Here is an 18910-nt window from a genome sequence, read left to right on the forward strand (position 1 = left end):
GGGTTCTGATTGCGCGAGGCCGCTCTTGCCGGCGGCTTTGTCAAAAACGTTGAATGTCAGGCGGCGGCGCGGGTCTTGCCCTTTCCGTCCCGGGCCATCTTGATGGCGAGCGCGAGCGCGGCCCGCGTCGCGCCGAGATTGGCGATGCCCTTGCCGGCGATCTCATAAGCCGTGCCATGGGCCGGCGTGCAGATCGGGAAGGGGAAGCCGCCGATCAGGGTGACGCCACGGTCGAAGCCGATCAGCTTCATCGCGATCTGACCCTGGTCATGATACATCGTCAGCACGGCGTCGAAATCGCCATTCTTCGCCCGCAGGAAGACGGTATCCGACGGGAACGGCCCTTCGACCGTGAAGCCCTTGGCCTTGGCCGCCTTCACCGCCGGCTCGATCGTCTCGATCTCGTCGCGGCCGAAATTGCCGCCGTCGCCGGCATGGGGATTGATGCCCGCGACCGCGATGCGCGGCGGGTTGAAGCCGGCGGCGCGCAGATTGGCATCGGCCAGCGTCAGCGCCCGCAGGATGCGCTCCTGCGTGATGTTCTGCGCCACTTCCGACAGCGGGATGTGCGAGGTGACGCGGGCGTTCCAGAGCTTGTCGAGGATATTGAACTCGCTCGCCGCGCCCTCGAAGCCGATCGCGTCGCGCACGAACCGAATCTCGTCGTCATAACCGGGATAGGCGAAGCGCATCGCCGCCTTGTTGAAGGGCGTGAAGAACACCGCATCGGCCTTGCCTGACGCCGCGAATTGCAGCGCGCGGCGAAAATTCTCGGTCGCAGCCTTGCCGCCGGCCAGCGTCGCCGTGCCGCGCTTGAGATCGGCGGGGTCGTGGTTGGCGAGATCGACGAAGACGGGCCGGTCACCGAGCGGCAGCGCGTCGCCGCCCTTCACGACCTGGACCTGCGGATCGACGCCACCGTCCTTGATGCCGAGATCGAGCAGGCGCTTGTCGCCGAAGACGACATAGCGGGCCGCGCCACGCAGATCGGCCTCCGATAGGATGCGGGCCGTCAGTTCGGGGCTGATGCCGGAGGGATCGCCCATCGCCACGGCAATCACCGGCAAGGCGTCATTCTTCCGCTCATTCATGGCCGCCGCTCCGCTGCCTGTCCGCTCTTCTGGCCCTTTGGCTAACACAGGCAGCTCAATGGCTCAAGTATGCTGTATGCAGCATATCAAAACCGATGTACTCATTCGGCAGGCGCGAGCTGCGGATCGGGCTGCGCCGGAGGAGAGCCGAATGAATTTTCATGCGCATTACGCCGGGATCGCGGAGCCGGTCGAAACCTGCCTCGTCGGCAGCGGCAGCTTTGGGCGCAGCTATCTCGCGCAGTCGCGCCGGACGCGGCTGGTCAATGCGCGCATAGCAGTCGACGTCACGGCCGAAGCCGCCGGCAAGGCTTTCGCTGCGGCTGGTTTCGAGCCTCACGAGATCGCGCTGTGCTCGACCGGGGCCGAGGCAAAGGCCGCGTGGAATGCCGGGCGCTGCATCGCCGCGGCAAGCCTCGATGTCGTGATGGAACTGCCCTTCGTGCTACTCGTCGAGGCCACCGGGAGCCCGGAAGCCGCGACGCGGCACAGCCTCGCCGCAATCGATGCGAGCCGCCATGTCGCGCTGGTCTCGAAGGAAGCCGACAGCGTCGTCGGTCCGGGGCTGGCACGGCTCGCGCGCGACAAGGGCGTCGTGGTGACGCCAGTGGATGGGGATCAGCCGAGCCTGCTGATCGCGCTCGCGAGCTGGGCCGAGGTCATCGGCCTCGAGATCATCGCGGCCGGCAAGTCGAGCGAATACGATTTCGTGCTGGATGCCGCGACCGGCAACGTCACCTGCAATGGCGTGACCCGTTCGCTGCCGGCGCTGCGCGAGCACTGGCTACCGGGCTCACGCTCCATCGTCGCCAACGCGGCCGAGCGCGCGCGCATCCTCGGCGAGGCTTTCCCCTTGAGGGCCGTGCCCGATCTCTGCGAGATGACGCTCGTCGCCAATGCCCTGGATTTCTCGGCCGATGCCGCCGGCTTCCATGCGCCCCCGGCCCGCGTGCCCGAATTGGCCGATCTCTTTGCCGAGCGCAGCGAAGGCGGATTGATGGGCGGCACGCGCCGGATCGACGTGTTCCACCATCTGCGGCTCGCGGAGGAGGCCAGCTTCGCCGGCGGCGTCTTCATCGTCGTGCGCTGCGACAATGACGAGACCTGGGAGATGCTGGCCGGCAAGGGCCATGTCGTCAGCCGCAGCGGCAAAACTGCCGCGCTCTACCTGCCGCGCCACCTGCTAGGCGTCGAGGTCGCGACCTCGATCCTCGACGCGGCCGGGCTCGGCCGCTCCGGCTATGGCGACGACTACCGACCAAGGCAGGACCTCGTCGCGGTCGCGCAGCGCGACCTCGCCGCCGGGGCGGTGCTCACGATGGGCGGGCACCATCACAGCATCGAGAATGTCGGCGCGGAGGTGAGGCCCGCGGCGGCGCTCGCGACCGAGCGCCCTGCCCCGTTCTATCTGGTCGCCAACCGGACGCTCGTCCGTCCGGTCAGGGCCGGCGAGGCGATCCGCCTCGGCGATGTCGAGATCGCCGCCGATTCCGGCCTGCTGGCGATGCGCCGGCGGCAGGATGCGCTCTTCGCGGCCGACAACGGCGCGTCCGTTTGACAGCGCGGAATCCGCATGCCGTAACGGAGAGGCCGGGAACACGGGAGCAACGATGAGCGAGACGGCGGCCGACTATATCCCGATCACGCGCCGCACCCTCCATGACGAGGTGCTGGAGCGCGTGCGCGACATGATCATCGAAGGGCGGCTCGAACCGGGCCAGCGCATCAACGAGGGCCAGGTCGGCGCCCAGCTCGGCGTCTCGCGGACACCGCTGCGCGAGGCCATCAAGACGCTCGCCAGCGAGGGGCTCGTCGAGATCCTGCCGGCCAAGGGCGCGATCGTCCGGAAGTTCACGGCGCGCGATCTCGCCGATATCCTCGAGGTCATCAAGAGCCTGGAGCAGCTCGGCGGCCGGATCGCCTGCGCACAAGCCAGCGACGCCACGATCGCGGCGATCCACAAGCTGCATGAGGACATGCTCGCACTCTATGCGACGCGCGAGCGGCTCGACTATTTCAAGCTGAACCAGGCGATCCACAGCGCCATCGTCGCGGCATCCGGCAATGCGGTGCTGGCCGAGATGCACACCACCCTGCAGGCCCGGATCAAGCGCCTGCGCTTCGTCGGCAATGAAGGCCCGGAGAAATGGGCAGGCGCGGTCGCCGAACACGAGGACATGATGGCAGCCCTGCTGAAGCGCGACGGCGACGCCCTCGCCGAGGCGATCGGCCGCCATATGGACACGACGCTGGTGCGGGTCCGCGAGGTGCTCTGAGCGCCCGTCCGGGAACCGCGGGCCCTGCTGGAGCCCATAGACTTTCGAACAAGCTCACGGCGGCCGGCAAAAGCCCCCTCGCTCCAGCCGGAAGCCGTTCCCGCACGACCGTTTACCCTCTCCCCGGAGCTGGCCTTCGCGCCCTCCGAGACAGCTATCCGCGCCCCCGTTCTTTTAATAAGCTGTAGACAAGGCGGCCCGGGGACTTTCGCCCCAGGAGCTTCCGATACAACGGGGCCGTTCACCGCCCGGACAGGGCGGAGAGGCGTTCAAGGAGACATCCATGAAGAAAATTCTTTTGGCGACGCTGTCGGCCTCCGCGCTGATGGCGGCGCAGCCGCTGATGGCCAAGACCCTGGTCTATTGCTCGGAGGGCAGCCCCGAGAACTTCGCGCCGAGCGTCAACACCACCGGCACGTCCTTCGATGCGAACACCCAGATCTATGACACGATCGTCCAGTTCGAGCGGGGCGGCACCAAGGTCCAGCCGGCGCTCGCCGAGAAATGGGACGTCTCTGCCGATGGCCTGACCTACACCTTCCACCTGCGCAAGAACGTCAAGTGGCAGTCCAACAAGAACTTCAAGCCGACCCGCAACTTCAACGCCGACGACATCATCTTTATGATCGAGCGGCAGTGGAAGGAAAGCCACCCGTTCTTCAAGGTGACCAGCTCGAACCACTCCTATTTCAACGACATGGCCATGCCCAAGCTGTTGAAATCGGTCGAGAAGGTCGATGACTACACCGTGAAGATCACGCTGAACCAGCCGGAAGCGCCGTTCCTCGCCGACCTCGCGATGCAGTATGCCAGCGTGCAGTCGAAGGAATATGCCGATGCGATGCTGAAGGCGGGCACGCCGGAGAAGCTCGATCAGGACCCGGTCGGCACCGGCCCGTTCTATCTGGTGCAGTACCAGAAGGACGCGATCATCCGCTACAAGGCCAATCCCGATTACTGGGCCGGCAAGGCCAAGATCGACGACCTGATCTTCGCGATCACGCCGGACGCCTCGGTGCGCTGGGCCAAGCTCCAGAAGGGCGAATGCCATGTCATGCCCTACCCGAACCCGGCCGATCTCGAGGCGATCCGCAAGGACGCCAATGTCGAGATCCTGGAGCAGCCCGGCCTGAACATCGGCTATCTCGCCTACAACACCACCAAGAAGCCCTTCGACGACGTCAAGGTGCGCCGCGCCGTCAACAAGGCGATCAACAAGAAGGCGATCATCGACGCGGTTTATCTCTCCAGCGGCGTCGCGGCGACGAACCCGATCCCGCCGACGATGTGGTCCTATAACGAGACGATCAAGGACGACCCCTTCGATCCGGAAGCGGCCAAGAAGGAGCTGGCCGAGGCCGGCTATCCGAACGGCCTCGAGATCGACCTCTGGGCCATGCCGGTGCAGCGCCCCTACAACCCGAACGCCAAGCGCATCGCCGAGCTGATGCAGGCGGACCTAGCCAAGGTCGGCGTCAAGGCCGAGATCAAGAGCTTCGAATGGGGCGAGTACCGCAAGCGCATGCAGGCGGGCGAGCATCAGACGGGCATGCTCGGCTGGACCGGCGACAACGGCGACCCGGACAACTTCCTGCACACGCTGCTGGGTTGCGACTCGGCCAAGACGAATGGCTCGAACGTCGCCAAGTTCTGCTACCAGCCCTTCGAGGAGCTGGTGGCGAAGGCGAAGACGGTAACCGACCAGGCCGAGCGCGAGAAGCTCTACCGGCAGGCGCAGGTGATCTTCAAGGAGCAGTCGCCGTGGTTCACCATCGCGCATGCCGTGCAGCTCAAGCCGGTCCGCAAGGAGGTGAAGGACTTCAAGCTCTCGCCGTTCGGCCGCCACACCTTCTACGGCGTCGACATCGGCAAGTGAGCCGAATTGCCGGCCGCGCCACGCCCTGGCGCGGCTGATGCATGCCAGACGACGCGGCCCCCGGCGGGGCCGCGTTCCGGGAAGCGGAGACGATGGGGCACGACGCCCCGCGCCCGATCCGCCCTCCCTGCTTCTGCCGAAAGAACCCCGCCCATGTCCGTTCGTGCCCGCTCCCTTGCGCTTACGTTGGGGCTCAGCGCCCTATTGCTGCCCGCCATCGCCAGCTCCCAGGCGCTCGTCGTCTGCTCCGAAGCCAGTCCCGACTTTCTGAATCCGCAGTTCAGCGGCCAGAACACCGCCTATGACGTCGCCGCGCAGATCTATGAGCGGCTGACGGCGACGGAACGCGGCGGCTCGGAGATCATCCCGAGCCTCGCCGAGTCCTGGACGATCTCCGAGGACGCGCTGACCTACACCTTCAAGCTGCGCAAGGGCGTGAAATGGCACGCCAGCAAGAACTTCACTCCGACGCGTGATTTCAACGCCGACGATGTGATCTTCTCGTTCGGACGGATGTTCGACGAGAGCAACCCGTTCTACAAGGTCGGTAGCGGCAATTTCAGCTTCTTCGCCGAGATCGTGAAGCCGAGCTTCAAGGCGCTCGAGAAGGTCGACGACTACACAGTCAAGTTGACCCTGAGCAAGCCGAACGCGCCGCTGCTCTCGGCGCTCTCGGTCGAGCCGATGTCGATCCTTTCGGCCGAATATGCCGCGGCCATGCTCAAGGCCGGCACGCCCGAGCAGATCGACTTTGTGCCGATCGGCACCGGGCCGTTCTCGCTGCTCTCCTACCAGAAGGACGCCGTGATCCGCTTCAAGGCGGTGCCGGACCACTGGACCAAGGCCATCGGCAACCGCGACCGCATGGCGCTCGTCAACGACCTGATCTTCGTGATCACGCCCGACGCCGCGGTACGCTTCGCCAAGGTGCGCTCGGGCGAATGCCAGATCGCGCGCTACCCCAATCCCGGCGACCTGCCGGCGATGAAGGCGGAAGCCTCGATCAACCTGCTGCAAGGCACCATCGCCGATGAGAGCTTCCTCGCCTTCAACCAGCAGAAGAAGCCCTTCGGCGACAAGCGGGTGCGCGAGGCCCTGGCCTATGCGACCAACATCCCCGCCATCATCGATGCCGTCTATCAGGGCACCGGCAAGCCCACCGCCGCGGCGGTGCCGCCCTCGCTCTGGTCGCATGACGCCGACCTGAAGCCGCGGCCGTACGACCCCGAGAAGGCCAAGGCCCTGCTCAAGGAAGCCGGCCTCGCGGACGGCTTCGAGACGACGCTCTGGGCCATCCCGGTGGTGCGCGCTTATATGCCGAACGGCCGGCGCGCGGCCGAGCTGATCCAGGCCGACTGGGCCAAGATCGGCGTCAAGGCGACGATCCAGACCTTCGAATGGGGCGAATATCTCAAGCGCGGCCGGGCCGGCGACCACGAGGTCGGCATGTTCGGCTACACCTGGGACTATCCCGATCCGAGCCAGATCCTGCTGACGGGCTGGACCTGCGAGGGTGTGAAGAGCGGCGCCAACCGCGCCCGCTGGTGCAACCAGGAAGCCTCGGACGCGCTCGCCAAGGCCAGCACGATCACCGACCAGGGCGAGCGCGCCAAGCTCTACAAGCGCTTCCAGGAACTGTTCCACCAGGATGTCGCGGGCCTGCTCTTCGCCAATGCGCAGGCCTTCACGCCGGTGCGCAAGGACGTGAAGGACTACAAGATCCACTTCTTCGGCGGACAGCCCTTCTTCGGCGTCTCCATCGCCAAGTAATCCTCCCACGCTCTCACCGCGGCAGCCTCTCGCTGCCGCGGTCGATTGCCTGCGCGGTCATGCTGGCCGCACAGGGCCTCCCCGGAGTTCCCTCACCATGCGCATCTATATTTCAGCTGACATCGAAGGCATCGCCGGCGTGGTCACCCGCGACCAGACCCTGGTGGAGGGCTTCGAATACCAGGCAGCGCGCGTCTGGATGACCGACAGCGTCACCGCCGCCGCTCGCGCCGCCTATGACAGCGGCGCCAGCGAGGTCGTCATCGCCGACAGCCATGGCCGGGCGCAGAACCTGCTGCTGGAGCGGCTGCCACGGGACGTCCAGCTCGTGCGCGCCCATCCGCGGCCGCTCTCGATGATGCAGGGCGTCGAGCACGGCGCCTATGACGGCGCGCTCTTCATCGGCTACCACACGGGCTCGACCAATCCCGAAGGTGTGCTGGCCCATACCTTCCGCGGCGCCACGCTACGGGAAGTGCGGGTCAACGGCGTTGCCGTACCGGAGGCCGGCATCAACGCCGCCATCGCCGGGCATTTCGACGTGCCGGTCCTGCTCGTCAGCGGCGACGACGCCACGATCGCCGAGACCAAGGGCTTCCTGCCCGATATCGAGGGCGTGACGGTGAAATGGGCACATAGCCGCCAATCCGCGCGCACGCTGATGCCGGAAGCCTCCTACGAGCTGATCGCGGACGGCGTGAAACGCGCCATCGCGCGGCGGGCTTCGATCAAGCCCTACCGGATCGCCGGGCCGATCACGCTCGAGGTCGGTTTCCTGTTCCGCCAGCCGGTCGAATATCTCGTGATGCTGAAACTCGTGGAGCGGGTGGATGCCTTCACGATCCGCTATGTCGCGGACGATATCCTTGATCTCCAGCGCTTTTTGGTGTTTGCGCTGGGCTACAGCTCGACATTGCAATAAATCCAAACGACCTGCCGGCGTGCGACGAACGCTTTCACGCCGGCCAAAAACATCGGCAGAACCATGCTGCGCTTCATCTTCACCCGGCTGAGCCTGGTCATCCCGACCTTCATCGGCATCACGCTGCTGGCCTTCTTCCTCGTGCGCCTCGTCCCCGGCGATCCGATCGAGACCATGGCCGGCGAACGCGGCATCGACGCCGCCCGCCATGCCCAGCTCCTGACCGAATACGGCCTCGACCGACCGCTGCTCGTCCAGTACGGCAAATATATCGAGCGCGTCGTGCAAGGCGATCTCGGCAAGTCGATCGTCACACGAGAGAACGTCCTGACCGAGTTCGGCCAGCTCTTCCCGGCGACGATCGAGCTCGCGCTCTGCGCCATCCTGATCGCGCTGCTCGTCGGCCTTCCGGCCGGCATCATCGCCGCGGTGAAGCGAAACTCGATCTTCGACCATGGCGTGATGGGCATCTCGCTCACCGGCTATTCGATGCCGATCTTCTGGTGGGGTCTGCTGCTGATCCTGCTGTTCTCGGTGCAGCTCGGCATCACGCCGGTCTCGGGCCGGATCGCGGTGCAGTATTTCATCGAGCCGGTCACCGGCTTCCTCACCATCGACAGCCTTCTGGCCGGGAACATCGACGCCTTCTGGTCGGCGCTGTCGCATCTCGTCCTGCCTGCGATCGTGCTCGGCACCGTGCCGCTCGCGGTCATCGCCCGGATGACCCGCTCGGCGATGCTGGAAGTGCTGGGCGAGGACTACATCCGCACCGCCCGCGCCAAGGGCATGGCGCCGATCCGAGTCGTCGCGCTGCATGCCCTTCGCAACGCGCTGATCCCGATCGTCACCGTCATCGGCCTGCAGGTCGGCGCGCTCTTCACCGGCGCGATCCTGACCGAGACGATCTTCTCCTGGCCCGGCGTCGGCAAATGGCTGATCGAGGCGATCAGCCGGCGCGACTATCCGGTCCTGCAGGGCGGCACATTGCTGCTCGGCGTCGTGGTGATGAGCGTCAACCTCTTCGTCGACCTGCTCTACGGCCTGATCAACCCGCGCATCAGGCACGCGAAATGACCCGCCAATCTCCCCTTCGCTCCCATCGGAGCCTCGCCGCATGAGCACCGAAACCCTGCAAGCCCCGACCGCCGTGCCGAGCGTCGCACCGCCCCATCCGCTGCGCGAGTTCTGGACCTATTTCAGCGCCAATCGCGGCGCCGTCGCCGGCCTCGTCGTCATCGTCCTCGTGCTGCTCTGCGCGCTGTTCGCGCCGTGGATCGCGCCGCATGACCCGAACCTGACCAACAACACGGTCTTCCTGAAGCCGCCGTTCTGGCAGGAAGGCGGCTCGCTCTCCTATCCGCTCGGCACCGATGCGATCGGCCGCGACATCCTCTCGCGCCTGCTCTATGGCGCCCGGCTCTCGCTGGTAATCGGCATCGCCGTCGTCGCGCTCGCCATCGTCGTCGGCATCGTGCTCGGGCTGATCGCCGGCTATTTCAAGGGCCTCGCCGATATCGCGATCATGCGCCTGATGGACATCCTGATGACGATGCCGAGCCTTCTGCTCGCCATCGTCATCGTCGCTATCCTCGGCCCCGGCCTGATGAACGCGATGCTTGCGGTGGCCATCGTGGTGCTGCCGCACTATGTCCGCATCACCCGCGCCGCCGTCATCGCCGAGGCGAGCAAGGACTATGTCGTCGCCGCCCAGGTCTCGGGCGCGCAGACGATCCGCCTGATGTTCTCCGAGATCCTCCCGAACTGCGCCGCGCCGCTGATTGTGCAGGCGACGCTCGGCGTCTCCACCGCGATCCTCGATGCCGCCGCGCTCGGCTTCCTCGGGTTGGGCGCCCAGCCTCCGACACCGGAATGGGGCACGATGCTCGCCGATGCGCGCGAATTCGTGCTGCGCGCCTGGTGGGTCGTCACCTTCCCGGGCCTCGCCATCCTCATCACCGTGCTCGCCTTCAACCTTCTCGGTGACGGCCTGCGCGATGCGCTCGACCCCAAGCTGAAGCGCTGATCCCATGCCCCTTCTCGAAATCGAAAACCTCAGCGTCGAATTCCCGACCTCCCAGGGAACACTGCGCGCCGTCGACCGCATCGACCTCACCCTCGACGAGGGCGAGGTTCTCGGCGTCGTCGGCGAATCCGGCTCCGGCAAGAGCGTGACCATGCTCGCGCTGATGGGTCTGGTCGGCTATCCCGGCCGCGTCCGCGCCGACAAGCTGCGCTTCGACGGCCGCGACCTCCTGACCATGTCCGCGCGCGAGCGCCGCCAGCTCACCGGCAAGGACGTGGCGATGATCTTCCAGGAGCCGAGCACCAGCCTGAACCCTTGCTTCACCATCGGCTTCCAGTTGGCCGAGACCCTCAGGAAGCACGAGGGCATGGACCGCAAGGCCGCGAAGCACCGGGCGATCGAGCTTTTGGAGCAGGTCGGTATCCCGGCCGCCGAGAGCCGCCTCAAGGCTTTCCCGCACCAGCTCTCCGGCGGCATGAACCAGCGCGTGATGATCGCGATGGCGATCGCCTGCAATCCACGCCTGCTGATCGCCGACGAGCCGACCACCGCGCTCGACGTCACCATCCAGGCGCAGATCCTCGAATTGCTGATGTCGCTCCAGCGCGAGCGCAACATGGCGCTCGTCCTGATCACCCACAACATGGGCGTCGTCGCCGAGACCGCGCAGCGCATCATGGTGATGTATGCCGGGCAGATCATGGAGGAGCGCAAGGTCGACGCGCTCTTCGCCAACCCGCAGCATCCCTACTCCCAAGCCCTGCTCGCGGCCCTGCCGGAGCGCAGCGAGCATGCGACGCGGCTGGCGACCATTCCCGGCATGGTGCCCGGCCTGAACGACCGGCCAAAGGGCTGCCTGTTCAGCCCGCGTTGCGCCTATGCGACCGAGCACTCGCGCAATATCCAGCCTGAGCTGCGCAACTGGGCGGACGGGCGCGTGCGCTGTCACTACCCGCTCGGCGATCCCCAGCGCGATGCCGCGCGCGCCCGCGACGAAGCCGGCCAGGCGAAGGAGGCCGCGCGATGACCAACCCCGTGATCGAAGCGCGCGAGCTGACGCAGATCTACCCGGTCAAGCAGGGTCTCTTCCGCGCCCCGGCGCAGTTGCAGGCGGTGAACAAGGTCTCCTTCGCGGTCGAGGCCGGGCGCACGCTCGCCGTTGTCGGCGAGTCCGGCTGCGGAAAGTCGACGCTCGCCCGAATGGCGACGCTGATCGAGACGCCGACGTCGGGCGCCCTGACGCTGGACGGGCTCGATGCCGTCTCGCCGCCGGCAAGCGAGCGCAGACGGCTGCGCCGCACGGTGCAGTTCGTCTTCCAGAACCCCTATGGATCGCTCAACCCGCGCAAGAAGGTCGGGACGATCCTGGAGGAACCGCTCAAGATCAACACCGACCTTTCGCCTGCCGAGCGCACCGAGAAGGCGCGCGCGATGATGGCCAAGGTCGGCCTGCGCCCCGAGCATTACGCCCGCTATCCGCACATGTTCTCGGGCGGGCAGCGCCAACGCATCGCGATCGCGCGTGCGCTGATCCTCTCGCCCAAGGTCGTGGTGGCGGACGAGCCGGTCTCGGCCTTGGACATCTCGATCCAGGCGCAGGTGCTGAACCTGCTGGCGGACCTGCAGGACGAGCTGAAGCTCGCCTATCTCTTCATCTCGCATGACCTCAGCGTCGTCCGCCACATCGCCCATGACGTGATGGTGATGTATCTCGGCAATGCCATCGAGCACGGGCCGAAGGAGCGCATCTACGCGCGGCCGCTCCACCCCTATACCCAGGCGCTGCTCGCCTCGACGCCGCGTGTCGATGCCGGCAAGCGCGAGCGCATCATCCTGCGCGGCGAACTGCCCTCCCCGCTCAACCCGCCGAAGGGCTGCGTGTTCTCGACCCGCTGCCCGCATGTGACCGATCGCTGCCGCGTCGAGCGCCCGGAGAAGCGCGAGATCGACGGCCGGAAAGTCGCCTGCCACTACGCCGAGGATTTTCTCGCCAAGGCGGCCTGACCTGTTGGAAACACGGCTTGAGCCAGGCGGAGCCCGGAACCGTATTCCAGGATTCACCTGAGCTCAGACCGAAGCGCCGATCGCGCGGCGGACGGCAATGGCGATATCCGGCCGGTCGGTCGTGAAGGCGGTGACGCCATCCGCGAAGGCCTTCCGGATCGCCGGCTCGTCATGGGCGCCGTAATAGCCCAGCTTCACAGCCTCGCTGCGGCAGATCTCGCCATCGCCATCGCGAGCCTGCGCGATGCGGATCGCAATCTCCGGTACGCCGGCCGCGCTCACCTCACGGCATAACCCGCGCAGGTCTCGCATGGGCACAGCCAGCAGCTTGTCGGCGATGAGCCAGATCGTCGGCACCGTCGGCGCAAGGCGCAGGAGTTCCGTCAGCGTCGGCAGATCGAAGGAGGTGAAGGTCGTGCGGTCGAGCAGGCGCCGTTCCTGCAATCGCGCCACGACCTGCGCCTCGATACCGGGATAGCGCGCGCCATCTTGCCGCGTCTTCAGCTCGATGCGCAGCCTGATGCCGCTCGGCTCAAGGATGTCCAGAACCTCGTCGAAACTCGGGATGGTCTCGCCATCGGCCCCGATCAGCTTCACGGCCTGCAGCGCGGCCCAGTCCATATCGCCGACCGCGCCTTCGCCTGACGCCGTCCGGCCGAGCAGGGAATCGTGATGAACCACCAGCACGCCGTCGCGGCTGCGATGGATATCGAATTCGATGAAATCCACGGGGAGAACCGCGGAATTGCGGAAGGCGAGGCGGCTGTTCTCGGGCCAGATTTTGGCGCCGCCGCGATGCGAGGCGATGTCCGTCATATCTCTGTAACCAAAGGGGGAGATGTCTGCTTATGCAACATAAATTGCGGATAGACGAGCCTGCAATTTAACTTGCAGATCGCCGCAATACTCCATTACCTTGCCTGCCATGGGAGAGACGATGAACCTGACGGAGATCATCGCGGCGCGCCGGGACGAGCTGACAGAGTCAGACCGTCGGCTGGTCGAGGTTCTCCTGGCCAATCGCACGGCGGGCAGCTTCCTGCCGTCGCACAAGGTCGCCGAGCAGGCTGGCGTGCACGCCTCGACCGCCGGCCGCCTCGCCCGCAAGCTCGGCTTCGCCTCCTATCGCGAGATGCGCGGCGCCTTGCAGGATACCGTCGTCGCCGACCTCGACGCGTCCGTCCGGGTGCGACGCCGGCTCGACCGGGTGCAGGGCCATTCCTTGCTGGGCTCCGTCGTCGAGGGCGAAATCCGCGCGCTCGGCGCGCTTGTCAGCCAAATCTCGGATGCCGAGATCGTCGCTGCGGCCGACATGCTGCGGCAGGCCGGGCGCATCCTCGTCGCCGGTGAGGGTCATGCCAGTAGCCTCGCCGATCTGTTCGTGCGACGCCTCGTCCGCTCCGGCTATCGCGCAACGGTCGTCGCCCATGCCGACTGGCAGGCGGCCGACCAGTTGCTCGGCCTGGCCGCTGGCGATGTCGTGATCGCGCTGATCTTCCGCCACGAAAGCCCGGCGATGACGCGCATCGTCGCCTGCGCCCGCGAGATCGGAGCGAAGACGCTCCTGATCACCGACCGGCGCACCGGCGTCCCGGCTTGCGACCTTCAGCTCGTCGCCGCCCGAGGCGAGCAGGGCGAATTCCATTCGCTGACCGTGCCGATGGCGATCTGCAACACGCTGATCCTGGAGCTGTCGCGCACCGATGACGGCCGCTCGCTGGAAACGCTGGCGAAGGTCGAGACCCTGCAACGCCTGTTTCGCGGCAAGCCCGGCTAGGGCCGCCGCAAAGACGGGCGACGGAACACCCAACGATTCCTGTCCGATGGGAGGATGACATGACCAATTCGACCACCCGCAAAACGCCATACGCCATCGCGCTCGCCGCAGGCCTTGCGATCGCAGCCGGCTCCAGCGCCATCGCGCAGGAGCGTCCTGCTCTTACTGTCGCCGTCAACGAGCTGGCGCGCTCGCTCGACCCCGGCGAGCATACCGGCAATGTCGATACCCGCATCTACTACTCGATCTTCGATACGCTGATCCGGCGCGACTTCGCCAAGCCGAAAGCCGATGGCGGCGCCAATCTCGTTCCCGGCCTCGCCGAGAGCTGGTCCTGGACGACGCCGACCACCTTCGACCTGAAGCTGCGCCGCGGCGTCGTCTGCCATGACGGCAGCCCGTTCGACGCCAATGACGTGCTGGCGACCTTCTCGCCCGACCGGCTCTGGGGGCCGAAGGCTTATTACCCGGAAGGCCGCGTCTATTTCGGCAATTTCACCAATGTCGAGAAGCTCGACGACTTCAGCGTGCGGATCACCGTGGCGCAGCATGACCCGATCATGGAGCACCGCCTGTCGAGCTACATGTCCTTCACGATCTGCGACGAGCCCTGGAACGCCTTCCGCAAGGAGGGCGTCGATTCCAAGGTCTGGATGGACCAGGCCGCCAAGGCGCTACGCTGGAAGCCGGTCGGAACCGGTCCCTACAGCTTCGTCGACTACCAGAAGAACGACCGGATCACGCTCGCGGCCTTTGACCGCTATTTCGGCGGCCAGCCTGCGGCCAAGTCCATCACCTTCCGCTCGGTACCCGAGGTCGCGGCGCGCGTCGCCGGTCTCGTGGCGGGTGATTTCGACATCGCCGTCGAATTGCCGCCGGACCAGTGGGATGGCTTGAAGCGCTACAACGACGTCTCGGTGGAGACCGAACCGCTGGAGAACAGCCATGTCCTCCAGTTCAACACCAGCGATCCCGTGCTCTCCGACAAGAAGCTGCGCCACGCGATGAGCCTGTCGATCGACCGCAAGGCGCTGATCGACGCGCTCTGGAAGGGCCAGACCTATACACCCAATGGCCACCAGCTCCCGAGCTTCGGGCCGATCTATGTCAAGGAGAACAAGGGCTACGCCTATGATCCGGCGCTCGCCAAGAAGCTGCTCGCGGAGAGCAGCTACAAGGGCCAGGAGATCTCCTACCGGCTGATCCCGAACTACTACCTCTACAATGTCGAGGCGGCGCAGGTGATCCAGGAGATGTGGCGTGCCGTCGGCATCAATGCCCGCATCGATTTCGTCGACAGCTTCAAGGAGGTGCGCAAGCCGGGCGCCCAGGTCTTCGCCTGGTCGAACACCTATCGCGTGCCCGATCCCTCCGGCGCGATCCTGACGCTCTGGGGCCCCGCGAGCGAGAACCAGAAGACCTGGAAGCTCTATGGCGCGAGCGCGGCCTTCAACGAGGCCGCCAAGGAACTGACCGACGAGACCGACGAGGCCAAGCGCCGGGCGGCCTTCGCCAAGCTGCTCGTTGCCTTCGAAGACGATATGCCGATGACGATGCTCTACAACCCCGTCACCGGCTATGGCGTGAAGAAGGGCATCAACTGGACGCCCTATAGCCAGTACTACATGGACTTCCGCCCCTCGAACTTCTCGCTGGCCGCGAAGTGACGGGGAGCGGGCGCAGGACCGGGCCTGAGGGGAGCGGCGATGCGCTGCTCTCCGTCGAGGGCCTGACCGTCGGCTTCCGCACCGCGAAGGGTTATGCCGACATCCTGCACGCGGTCTCCTTCGCGGTGCGGCCGGGCACGACGACCTGCATCGTCGGCGAGAGCGGCAGCGGCAAGAGCGTTTCCTGCCAAGCGGTGCTCGGCCTCCTGCCCGCGAACGGGCGCCGGGCGGCCGGTCGCGTCCTGTTCGAAGGGCGCGACCTCGCCGCCGCCAGCGAGGCCGAACTCGAAACGGTACGCGGCCGCGGCATCGGCATGGTGTTCCAGGACCCGCTGGGCTCGCTCAACCCACTGCATACGGTGGGCACGCAATTGCGCGAGACCTTGCGTCTGCACACCACGCTCTCCGAGCCGCAGCGGCAGGCCCGCGCGCTGGAACTCCTGCGTCTGGTCGGTATTCCCGAACCCGAGCAGCGCCTGGCATCCTACGTCCACCAGTTCTCCGGCGGCATGGCGCAGCGCGTGATGATCGCGATGGCGCTGGCCTGCGAGCCGCGCCTGCTGATCGCCGACGAGCCGACCACCGCCCTCGACGTCACCATCCAGGCGCAGATCCTCGACCTCCTGAATCAGCTCAAGGCCGAGCTCGGCATGGCGATCCTGTTCGTCACCCATGATCTCGGCGTCGTCGCGGAGATGGCGGATGATGTCGTGGTGATGCGCCATGGCCGCGTCGTCGAGGCCGGCCCGGCCGAGCGCCTCCTGAACGCGCCGGAAGCGCCCTACACTCAGGAGCTCCTCGCCGCGATGCCGCGCCTCGATGTCGCCGCACCGATCTATCGCGAGCGGGCCGTATCATGAGCGCCGCGACCGCCCCCCTGCTGCGCGTCTCGGGCTTACGCCGGCATTTCGGCGGCGGCCGTTCCTTCCTGCGGACGCAACGGACCATCCGCGCCGTCGAGGATGTCTCGCTGACCTTGCGGATCGGCGAGACGCTCGGCCTCGTCGGCGAATCCGGCTGCGGGAAATCCACCACCGGCCGCATGATCGTCGGGCTGGAACGGCCGAGCGGTGGCGAGATCCTGTTCAAGGGCCGCGATCTCACGAACCTGACGCCGAAGGACTGGCAACGGCAGCGCCGCGATATCCAGATGATCTTCCAGAACCCGCAATCGGCGCTCGATCCGCGGCTCAGCATCGGCCGGCAGATCCGCGAGCCGCTCGACCTGCACGAGATCGGCGAGCGCAGCGGGCGCGATGCGGAAGTCCTGCGCCTGATGCAGGCGGTGGCGCTCGCGCCGGAGATGGCCGACCGCTTCCCACATCAGATAAGCGGCGGGCAGGCGCAGCGGGTCGTGATCGCGCGGGCGCTGGCAATGAAACCCAGCCTGATCGTCTGCGACGAGCCGGTCTCGGCGCTCGACGTCTCCGTGCAGGCGACGGTGACGGAGCTTTTGCAGGAGCTGCAGCAGCGCTTCGACATCGCCTATCTCTTCATCTCGCACGACCTGCGCGTGGTGAAGAAGCTCTCGCATCGCATCGCCGTGATGTATCTCGGCCAGATCGTCGAGGAAGGCCCGACCGACCCGGTCTACCGCCAGCCGATGCACCCCTATACGATGGCGCTGCTCGCCGCGATCCCGGACCTCTCGGCCTCGCGCGGAGCCCGGCCCGTGCGCCTCGCGGGCGATCCACCCTCACCGGCCAATCCGCCCGCCGGCTGCCATTTCCACACGCGCTGCCCTTATGCCCGCCCGCGCTGCTCGGCCGAGATGCCCGCCCTGCGCACGTTCGGCGAGGGCCGCAGCGTCCGCTGCCATTTTGCTGGTGAACTGGGAGTTGCGTCATGACCCGGCCGCTCGTCATCGCCCATCGCGGCCATTCCGCCGGCTATCCCGAGAACACGCTGGAAGCCTATCGCGCTGCGATCGCGTCCGGCGCCGACCTCGTCGAGACCGATGCGCGGCTCAGCGTCGATGGCGTCGTCATCGCCTCGCATGATCCCGATCTCACCCGGATCGCCGGCCGCGACGCCGCGATCGCGAAGACGTCTCATGAAGACCTCGAGGCCATCGCCCGCTCCGGTGGCGTGCAGCTCACGACGCTGGCCGAGGCACTCGCCGCGATCTGCCCGCACCGCCAGGCGCTGATCGACATCAAGACCGGGAATCTCGCCATCATCGACGCTGTGCTTAGCGTGATCAAGGAACTCGGCGTGCTCGACCGGGTCTGGATCGGCGCGCGGGAGGTGCTTCAGGTCGCGCATGCCACCCTCACGGTGCCGGGCATCCGCATGCTCGCCTTCCTGCCCGACAAGGCCAATCCGGATCACTACGCCGCCGCAGGTGCAAGTGCGTTCCGCATCTGGGAGGGGAACCTCGACGGCCCGGTGGCAGCGCGATTGCTGGGTCGCGTGCCCGTCTGGGTCACGGCCGGCGGCAACGGCACCGGTCGCATCGTCGGCGATGTCGATCGCGACGGCCTCGGCGCCATCCTCGCGCATACGCCGCAGGCGGTGTTGCTCAACGATCCCGACCTGTTGACGGGCTTGCAGAGCCGCAAGGCCTCGTGATGCCCGGCAGGCTTTTCCTGACGAAGCTCGCGCGCGGTCTGCTGACCGTGTGGCTGATCGTGACGCTCACCTTCGTCGCGCTCAACCTCTCGGGCGATCCGATCGAGGCGCTGGTCGGCGATCAGGCTCCCGCCGAAGTCATCGCGCATTACCGTGAGAAATTCGGGCTCGACCGGCCGCTCTGGCAGCAATACGCCTCCTATGTCGCCGGGATCGCGCAGGGCGATTTCGGGCTCTCGCTCTCCGACCAGCGGCCTGCCATCGAACTCATCGCCGCGGCTTTGCCGCGCACGCTCAGGCTCGGGCTCACCGCCTTCATTCTCGGCCTTCTGCTCGGCGTCGGGCTTGGCATCGTCGCGGCGCTCAACCGCAATCGGCCGATCGACCGCTTCGTCATGAGCTTCGCGGTGCTCGGCTTCAGCCTGCCGAATTTCTTCCTCGGCATCCTCCTGATCCTGCTGTTCTCGCTGCACTGGCGCCTGCTGCCGAGTTCCGGCGACCAGACGATCTGGCATCTCATCCTGCCGGCGATCACGCTGGGCACGCATTTCGCCGGCACCTTCGCCCGCTTCACCCGCTCGGCCATGCTCGAGGTCCTGAACAAGCAATATGTCGTCGCCGCCCGGGCCAAGGGCGTGCCCCGGCCGCGCCGCGTGCTCTGGCATGCCCTGCCCAATGCGGCGATCCCGATCATCACGATCATCGGCCTCAAGCTCGGCGATCTCGTCGCCGGCTCGATCATCGTCGAGACCGTCTTCGCGGTGCCGGGCGTCGGGCGGCTCTTGGTCAACGCCGTGACCTCCCGCGATTTCGCGCTGGTGCAGGCGATCCTGATCATGACCTCGATCACGATGGTGCTGGCCAATCTCGCCGTCGACGCGATCTACGCGCTGATCGATCCGCGCATGCGCGCCGCCCGCTCGGAGAGCTGAG

17 protein-coding genes are annotated in these 18910 nt (G+C 66.5%); 15 read left to right on the forward strand and 2 right to left on the reverse strand.

What is annotated here, in order from left to right:
- Positions 1-56: 56 nt before the first annotated feature.
- Complete coding sequence (locus ACODTJ_RS24250; protein WP_454658663.1) at positions 57-1091, reverse strand: 4-hydroxythreonine-4-phosphate dehydrogenase PdxA; 1035 nt, start codon at positions 1089-1091, stop codon at positions 57-59.
- A gap of 151 nt (positions 1092-1242) precedes the next feature.
- Here ACODTJ_RS24250 and ACODTJ_RS24255 point away from each other — a divergent pair, with 151 nt between their 5' ends.
- From ACODTJ_RS24255 to ACODTJ_RS24295, 9 genes are all read left to right on the forward strand, one after another.
- On the forward strand, positions 1243-2649 hold the full coding sequence (locus ACODTJ_RS24255; protein ID WP_454658664.1) for an SAF domain-containing protein: 1407 nt from the start codon (positions 1243-1245) through the stop codon (positions 2647-2649).
- Between the two features lie 52 nt (positions 2650-2701).
- Positions 2702-3367 (forward strand): GntR family transcriptional regulator, encoded by a 666-nt coding sequence (locus ACODTJ_RS24260; RefSeq protein ID WP_454658665.1) that lies wholly within the window; start codon positions 2702-2704, stop codon positions 3365-3367.
- 283 nt (positions 3368-3650) lie between these two features.
- Positions 3651-5243, forward strand: coding sequence for an ABC transporter substrate-binding protein (locus tag ACODTJ_RS24265; RefSeq protein ID WP_454658666.1), 1593 nt, complete (start codon positions 3651-3653; stop codon positions 5241-5243).
- A 153-nt stretch (positions 5244-5396) separates the two neighbouring features.
- Positions 5397-7013, forward strand: a complete 1617-nt coding sequence (locus ACODTJ_RS24270; protein ID WP_488850397.1) for an ABC transporter substrate-binding protein — start codon at positions 5397-5399, stop codon at positions 7011-7013.
- A 97-nt stretch (positions 7014-7110) separates the two neighbouring features.
- Positions 7111-7935: a M55 family metallopeptidase gene (locus ACODTJ_RS24275; protein ID WP_454658668.1), complete on the forward strand. Its 825-nt coding sequence runs from the start codon at positions 7111-7113 to the stop codon at positions 7933-7935.
- Between the two features lie 63 nt (positions 7936-7998).
- Positions 7999-9009: an ABC transporter permease subunit gene (locus ACODTJ_RS24280; RefSeq protein ID WP_454658669.1), complete on the forward strand. Its 1011-nt coding sequence runs from the start codon at positions 7999-8001 to the stop codon at positions 9007-9009.
- A 40-nt stretch (positions 9010-9049) separates the two neighbouring features.
- Positions 9050-9958, forward strand: a complete 909-nt coding sequence (locus ACODTJ_RS24285) for an ABC transporter permease subunit (RefSeq protein WP_454658670.1) — start codon at positions 9050-9052, stop codon at positions 9956-9958.
- A gap of 4 nt (positions 9959-9962) precedes the next feature.
- Positions 9963-10985 carry an ABC transporter ATP-binding protein gene (locus ACODTJ_RS24290; protein ID WP_454658671.1) on the forward strand — a complete coding sequence of 341 codons (1023 nt, stop codon included), beginning with the start codon at positions 9963-9965 and terminating at the stop codon, positions 10983-10985.
- The gene (locus ACODTJ_RS24295) at positions 10982-11962 is read left to right on the forward strand and encodes a peptide ABC transporter ATP-binding protein (RefSeq protein ID WP_454658672.1); all 981 of its coding nucleotides are present in this window, start codon (positions 10982-10984) and stop codon (positions 11960-11962) included. Before ACODTJ_RS24290 ends, ACODTJ_RS24295 begins: the two co-directional genes overlap by 4 nt.
- 63 nt (positions 11963-12025) lie before the next feature.
- On the opposite strand, the gene ACODTJ_RS24300 is transcribed toward ACODTJ_RS24295, so the two are convergent.
- Positions 12026-12778: a glycerophosphodiester phosphodiesterase family protein gene (locus tag ACODTJ_RS24300; RefSeq protein ID WP_454658673.1), complete on the reverse strand. Its 753-nt coding sequence runs from the start codon at positions 12776-12778 to the stop codon at positions 12026-12028.
- Positions 12779-12899: 121 nt separating this feature from the next.
- On the opposite strand from ACODTJ_RS24300, the gene ACODTJ_RS24305 reads away from it, so the two are divergent.
- From ACODTJ_RS24305 to ACODTJ_RS24330, 6 genes are read left to right on the forward strand one after another with little or no spacing between them, the layout of a single operon-like run.
- Positions 12900-13739: a MurR/RpiR family transcriptional regulator gene (locus ACODTJ_RS24305; protein WP_454658674.1), complete on the forward strand. Its 840-nt coding sequence runs from the start codon at positions 12900-12902 to the stop codon at positions 13737-13739.
- Positions 13740-13798: 59 nt separating this feature from the next.
- Complete coding sequence (locus ACODTJ_RS24310) at positions 13799-15406, forward strand: ABC transporter substrate-binding protein (RefSeq protein WP_488850401.1); 1608 nt, start codon at positions 13799-13801, stop codon at positions 15404-15406.
- Positions 15403-16266 carry an ATP-binding cassette domain-containing protein gene (locus ACODTJ_RS24315; protein ID WP_488850403.1) on the forward strand — a complete coding sequence of 288 codons (864 nt, stop codon included), beginning with the start codon at positions 15403-15405 and terminating at the stop codon, positions 16264-16266. Before ACODTJ_RS24310 ends, ACODTJ_RS24315 begins: the two co-directional genes overlap by 4 nt.
- Positions 16263-17255, forward strand: a complete 993-nt coding sequence (locus tag ACODTJ_RS24320; RefSeq protein ID WP_454658677.1) for an ABC transporter ATP-binding protein — start codon at positions 16263-16265, stop codon at positions 17253-17255. Before ACODTJ_RS24315 ends, ACODTJ_RS24320 begins: the two co-directional genes overlap by 4 nt.
- Positions 17252-17977: a glycerophosphodiester phosphodiesterase gene (locus ACODTJ_RS24325; protein WP_454658678.1), complete on the forward strand. Its 726-nt coding sequence runs from the start codon at positions 17252-17254 to the stop codon at positions 17975-17977. The genes ACODTJ_RS24320 and ACODTJ_RS24325 overlap by 4 nt, the downstream gene beginning before the upstream one ends.
- A complete protein-coding gene (locus ACODTJ_RS24330; protein ID WP_454658679.1) occupies positions 17977-18909 on the forward strand; it encodes an ABC transporter permease in 933 nt (310 codons plus the stop codon). The genes ACODTJ_RS24325 and ACODTJ_RS24330 overlap by 1 nt, the downstream gene beginning before the upstream one ends.
- The last annotated feature ends 1 nt before the right edge of the window (position 18910 follow it).

It is taken from the genome of Allobosea sp. FG18 (assembly GCF_057809495.1).

Bases quoted from the DNA above. Each gene is read 5' to 3' on its own strand.
- ACODTJ_RS24330 (WP_454658679.1), top strand. From the start codon at position 17,977: ATGCCCGGCAGGCTTTTCCTGACGAAGCTCGCGCGCGGTCTGCTGACC.
- ACODTJ_RS24305 (WP_454658674.1), top strand. From the start codon at position 12,900: ATGAACCTGACGGAGATCATCGCGGCGCGCCGGGACGAGCTGACAGAG.
- ACODTJ_RS24300 (WP_454658673.1), bottom strand. From the start codon at position 12,778: ATGACGGACATCGCCTCGCATCGCGGCGGCGCCAAAATCTGGCCCGAG.
- ACODTJ_RS24295 (WP_454658672.1), top strand. From the start codon at position 10,982: ATGACCAACCCCGTGATCGAAGCGCGCGAGCTGACGCAGATCTACCCG.
- ACODTJ_RS24250 (WP_454658663.1), bottom strand. From the start codon at position 1,091: ATGAATGAGCGGAAGAATGACGCCTTGCCGGTGATTGCCGTGGCGATG.
- ACODTJ_RS24320 (WP_454658677.1), top strand. From the start codon at position 16,263: ATGAGCGCCGCGACCGCCCCCCTGCTGCGCGTCTCGGGCTTACGCCGG.
- ACODTJ_RS24310 (WP_488850401.1), top strand. From the start codon at position 13,799: ATGACCAATTCGACCACCCGCAAAACGCCATACGCCATCGCGCTCGCC.
- ACODTJ_RS24260 (WP_454658665.1), top strand. From the start codon at position 2,702: ATGAGCGAGACGGCGGCCGACTATATCCCGATCACGCGCCGCACCCTC.
- ACODTJ_RS24325 (WP_454658678.1), top strand. From the start codon at position 17,252: ATGACCCGGCCGCTCGTCATCGCCCATCGCGGCCATTCCGCCGGCTAT.
- ACODTJ_RS24270 (WP_488850397.1), top strand. From the start codon at position 5,397: ATGTCCGTTCGTGCCCGCTCCCTTGCGCTTACGTTGGGGCTCAGCGCC.
- ACODTJ_RS24255 (WP_454658664.1), top strand. From the start codon at position 1,243: ATGAATTTTCATGCGCATTACGCCGGGATCGCGGAGCCGGTCGAAACC.
- ACODTJ_RS24265 (WP_454658666.1), top strand. From the start codon at position 3,651: ATGAAGAAAATTCTTTTGGCGACGCTGTCGGCCTCCGCGCTGATGGCG.
- ACODTJ_RS24285 (WP_454658670.1), top strand. From the start codon at position 9,050: ATGAGCACCGAAACCCTGCAAGCCCCGACCGCCGTGCCGAGCGTCGCA.
- ACODTJ_RS24290 (WP_454658671.1), top strand. From the start codon at position 9,963: ATGCCCCTTCTCGAAATCGAAAACCTCAGCGTCGAATTCCCGACCTCC.
- ACODTJ_RS24280 (WP_454658669.1), top strand. From the start codon at position 7,999: ATGCTGCGCTTCATCTTCACCCGGCTGAGCCTGGTCATCCCGACCTTC.
- ACODTJ_RS24275 (WP_454658668.1), top strand. From the start codon at position 7,111: ATGCGCATCTATATTTCAGCTGACATCGAAGGCATCGCCGGCGTGGTC.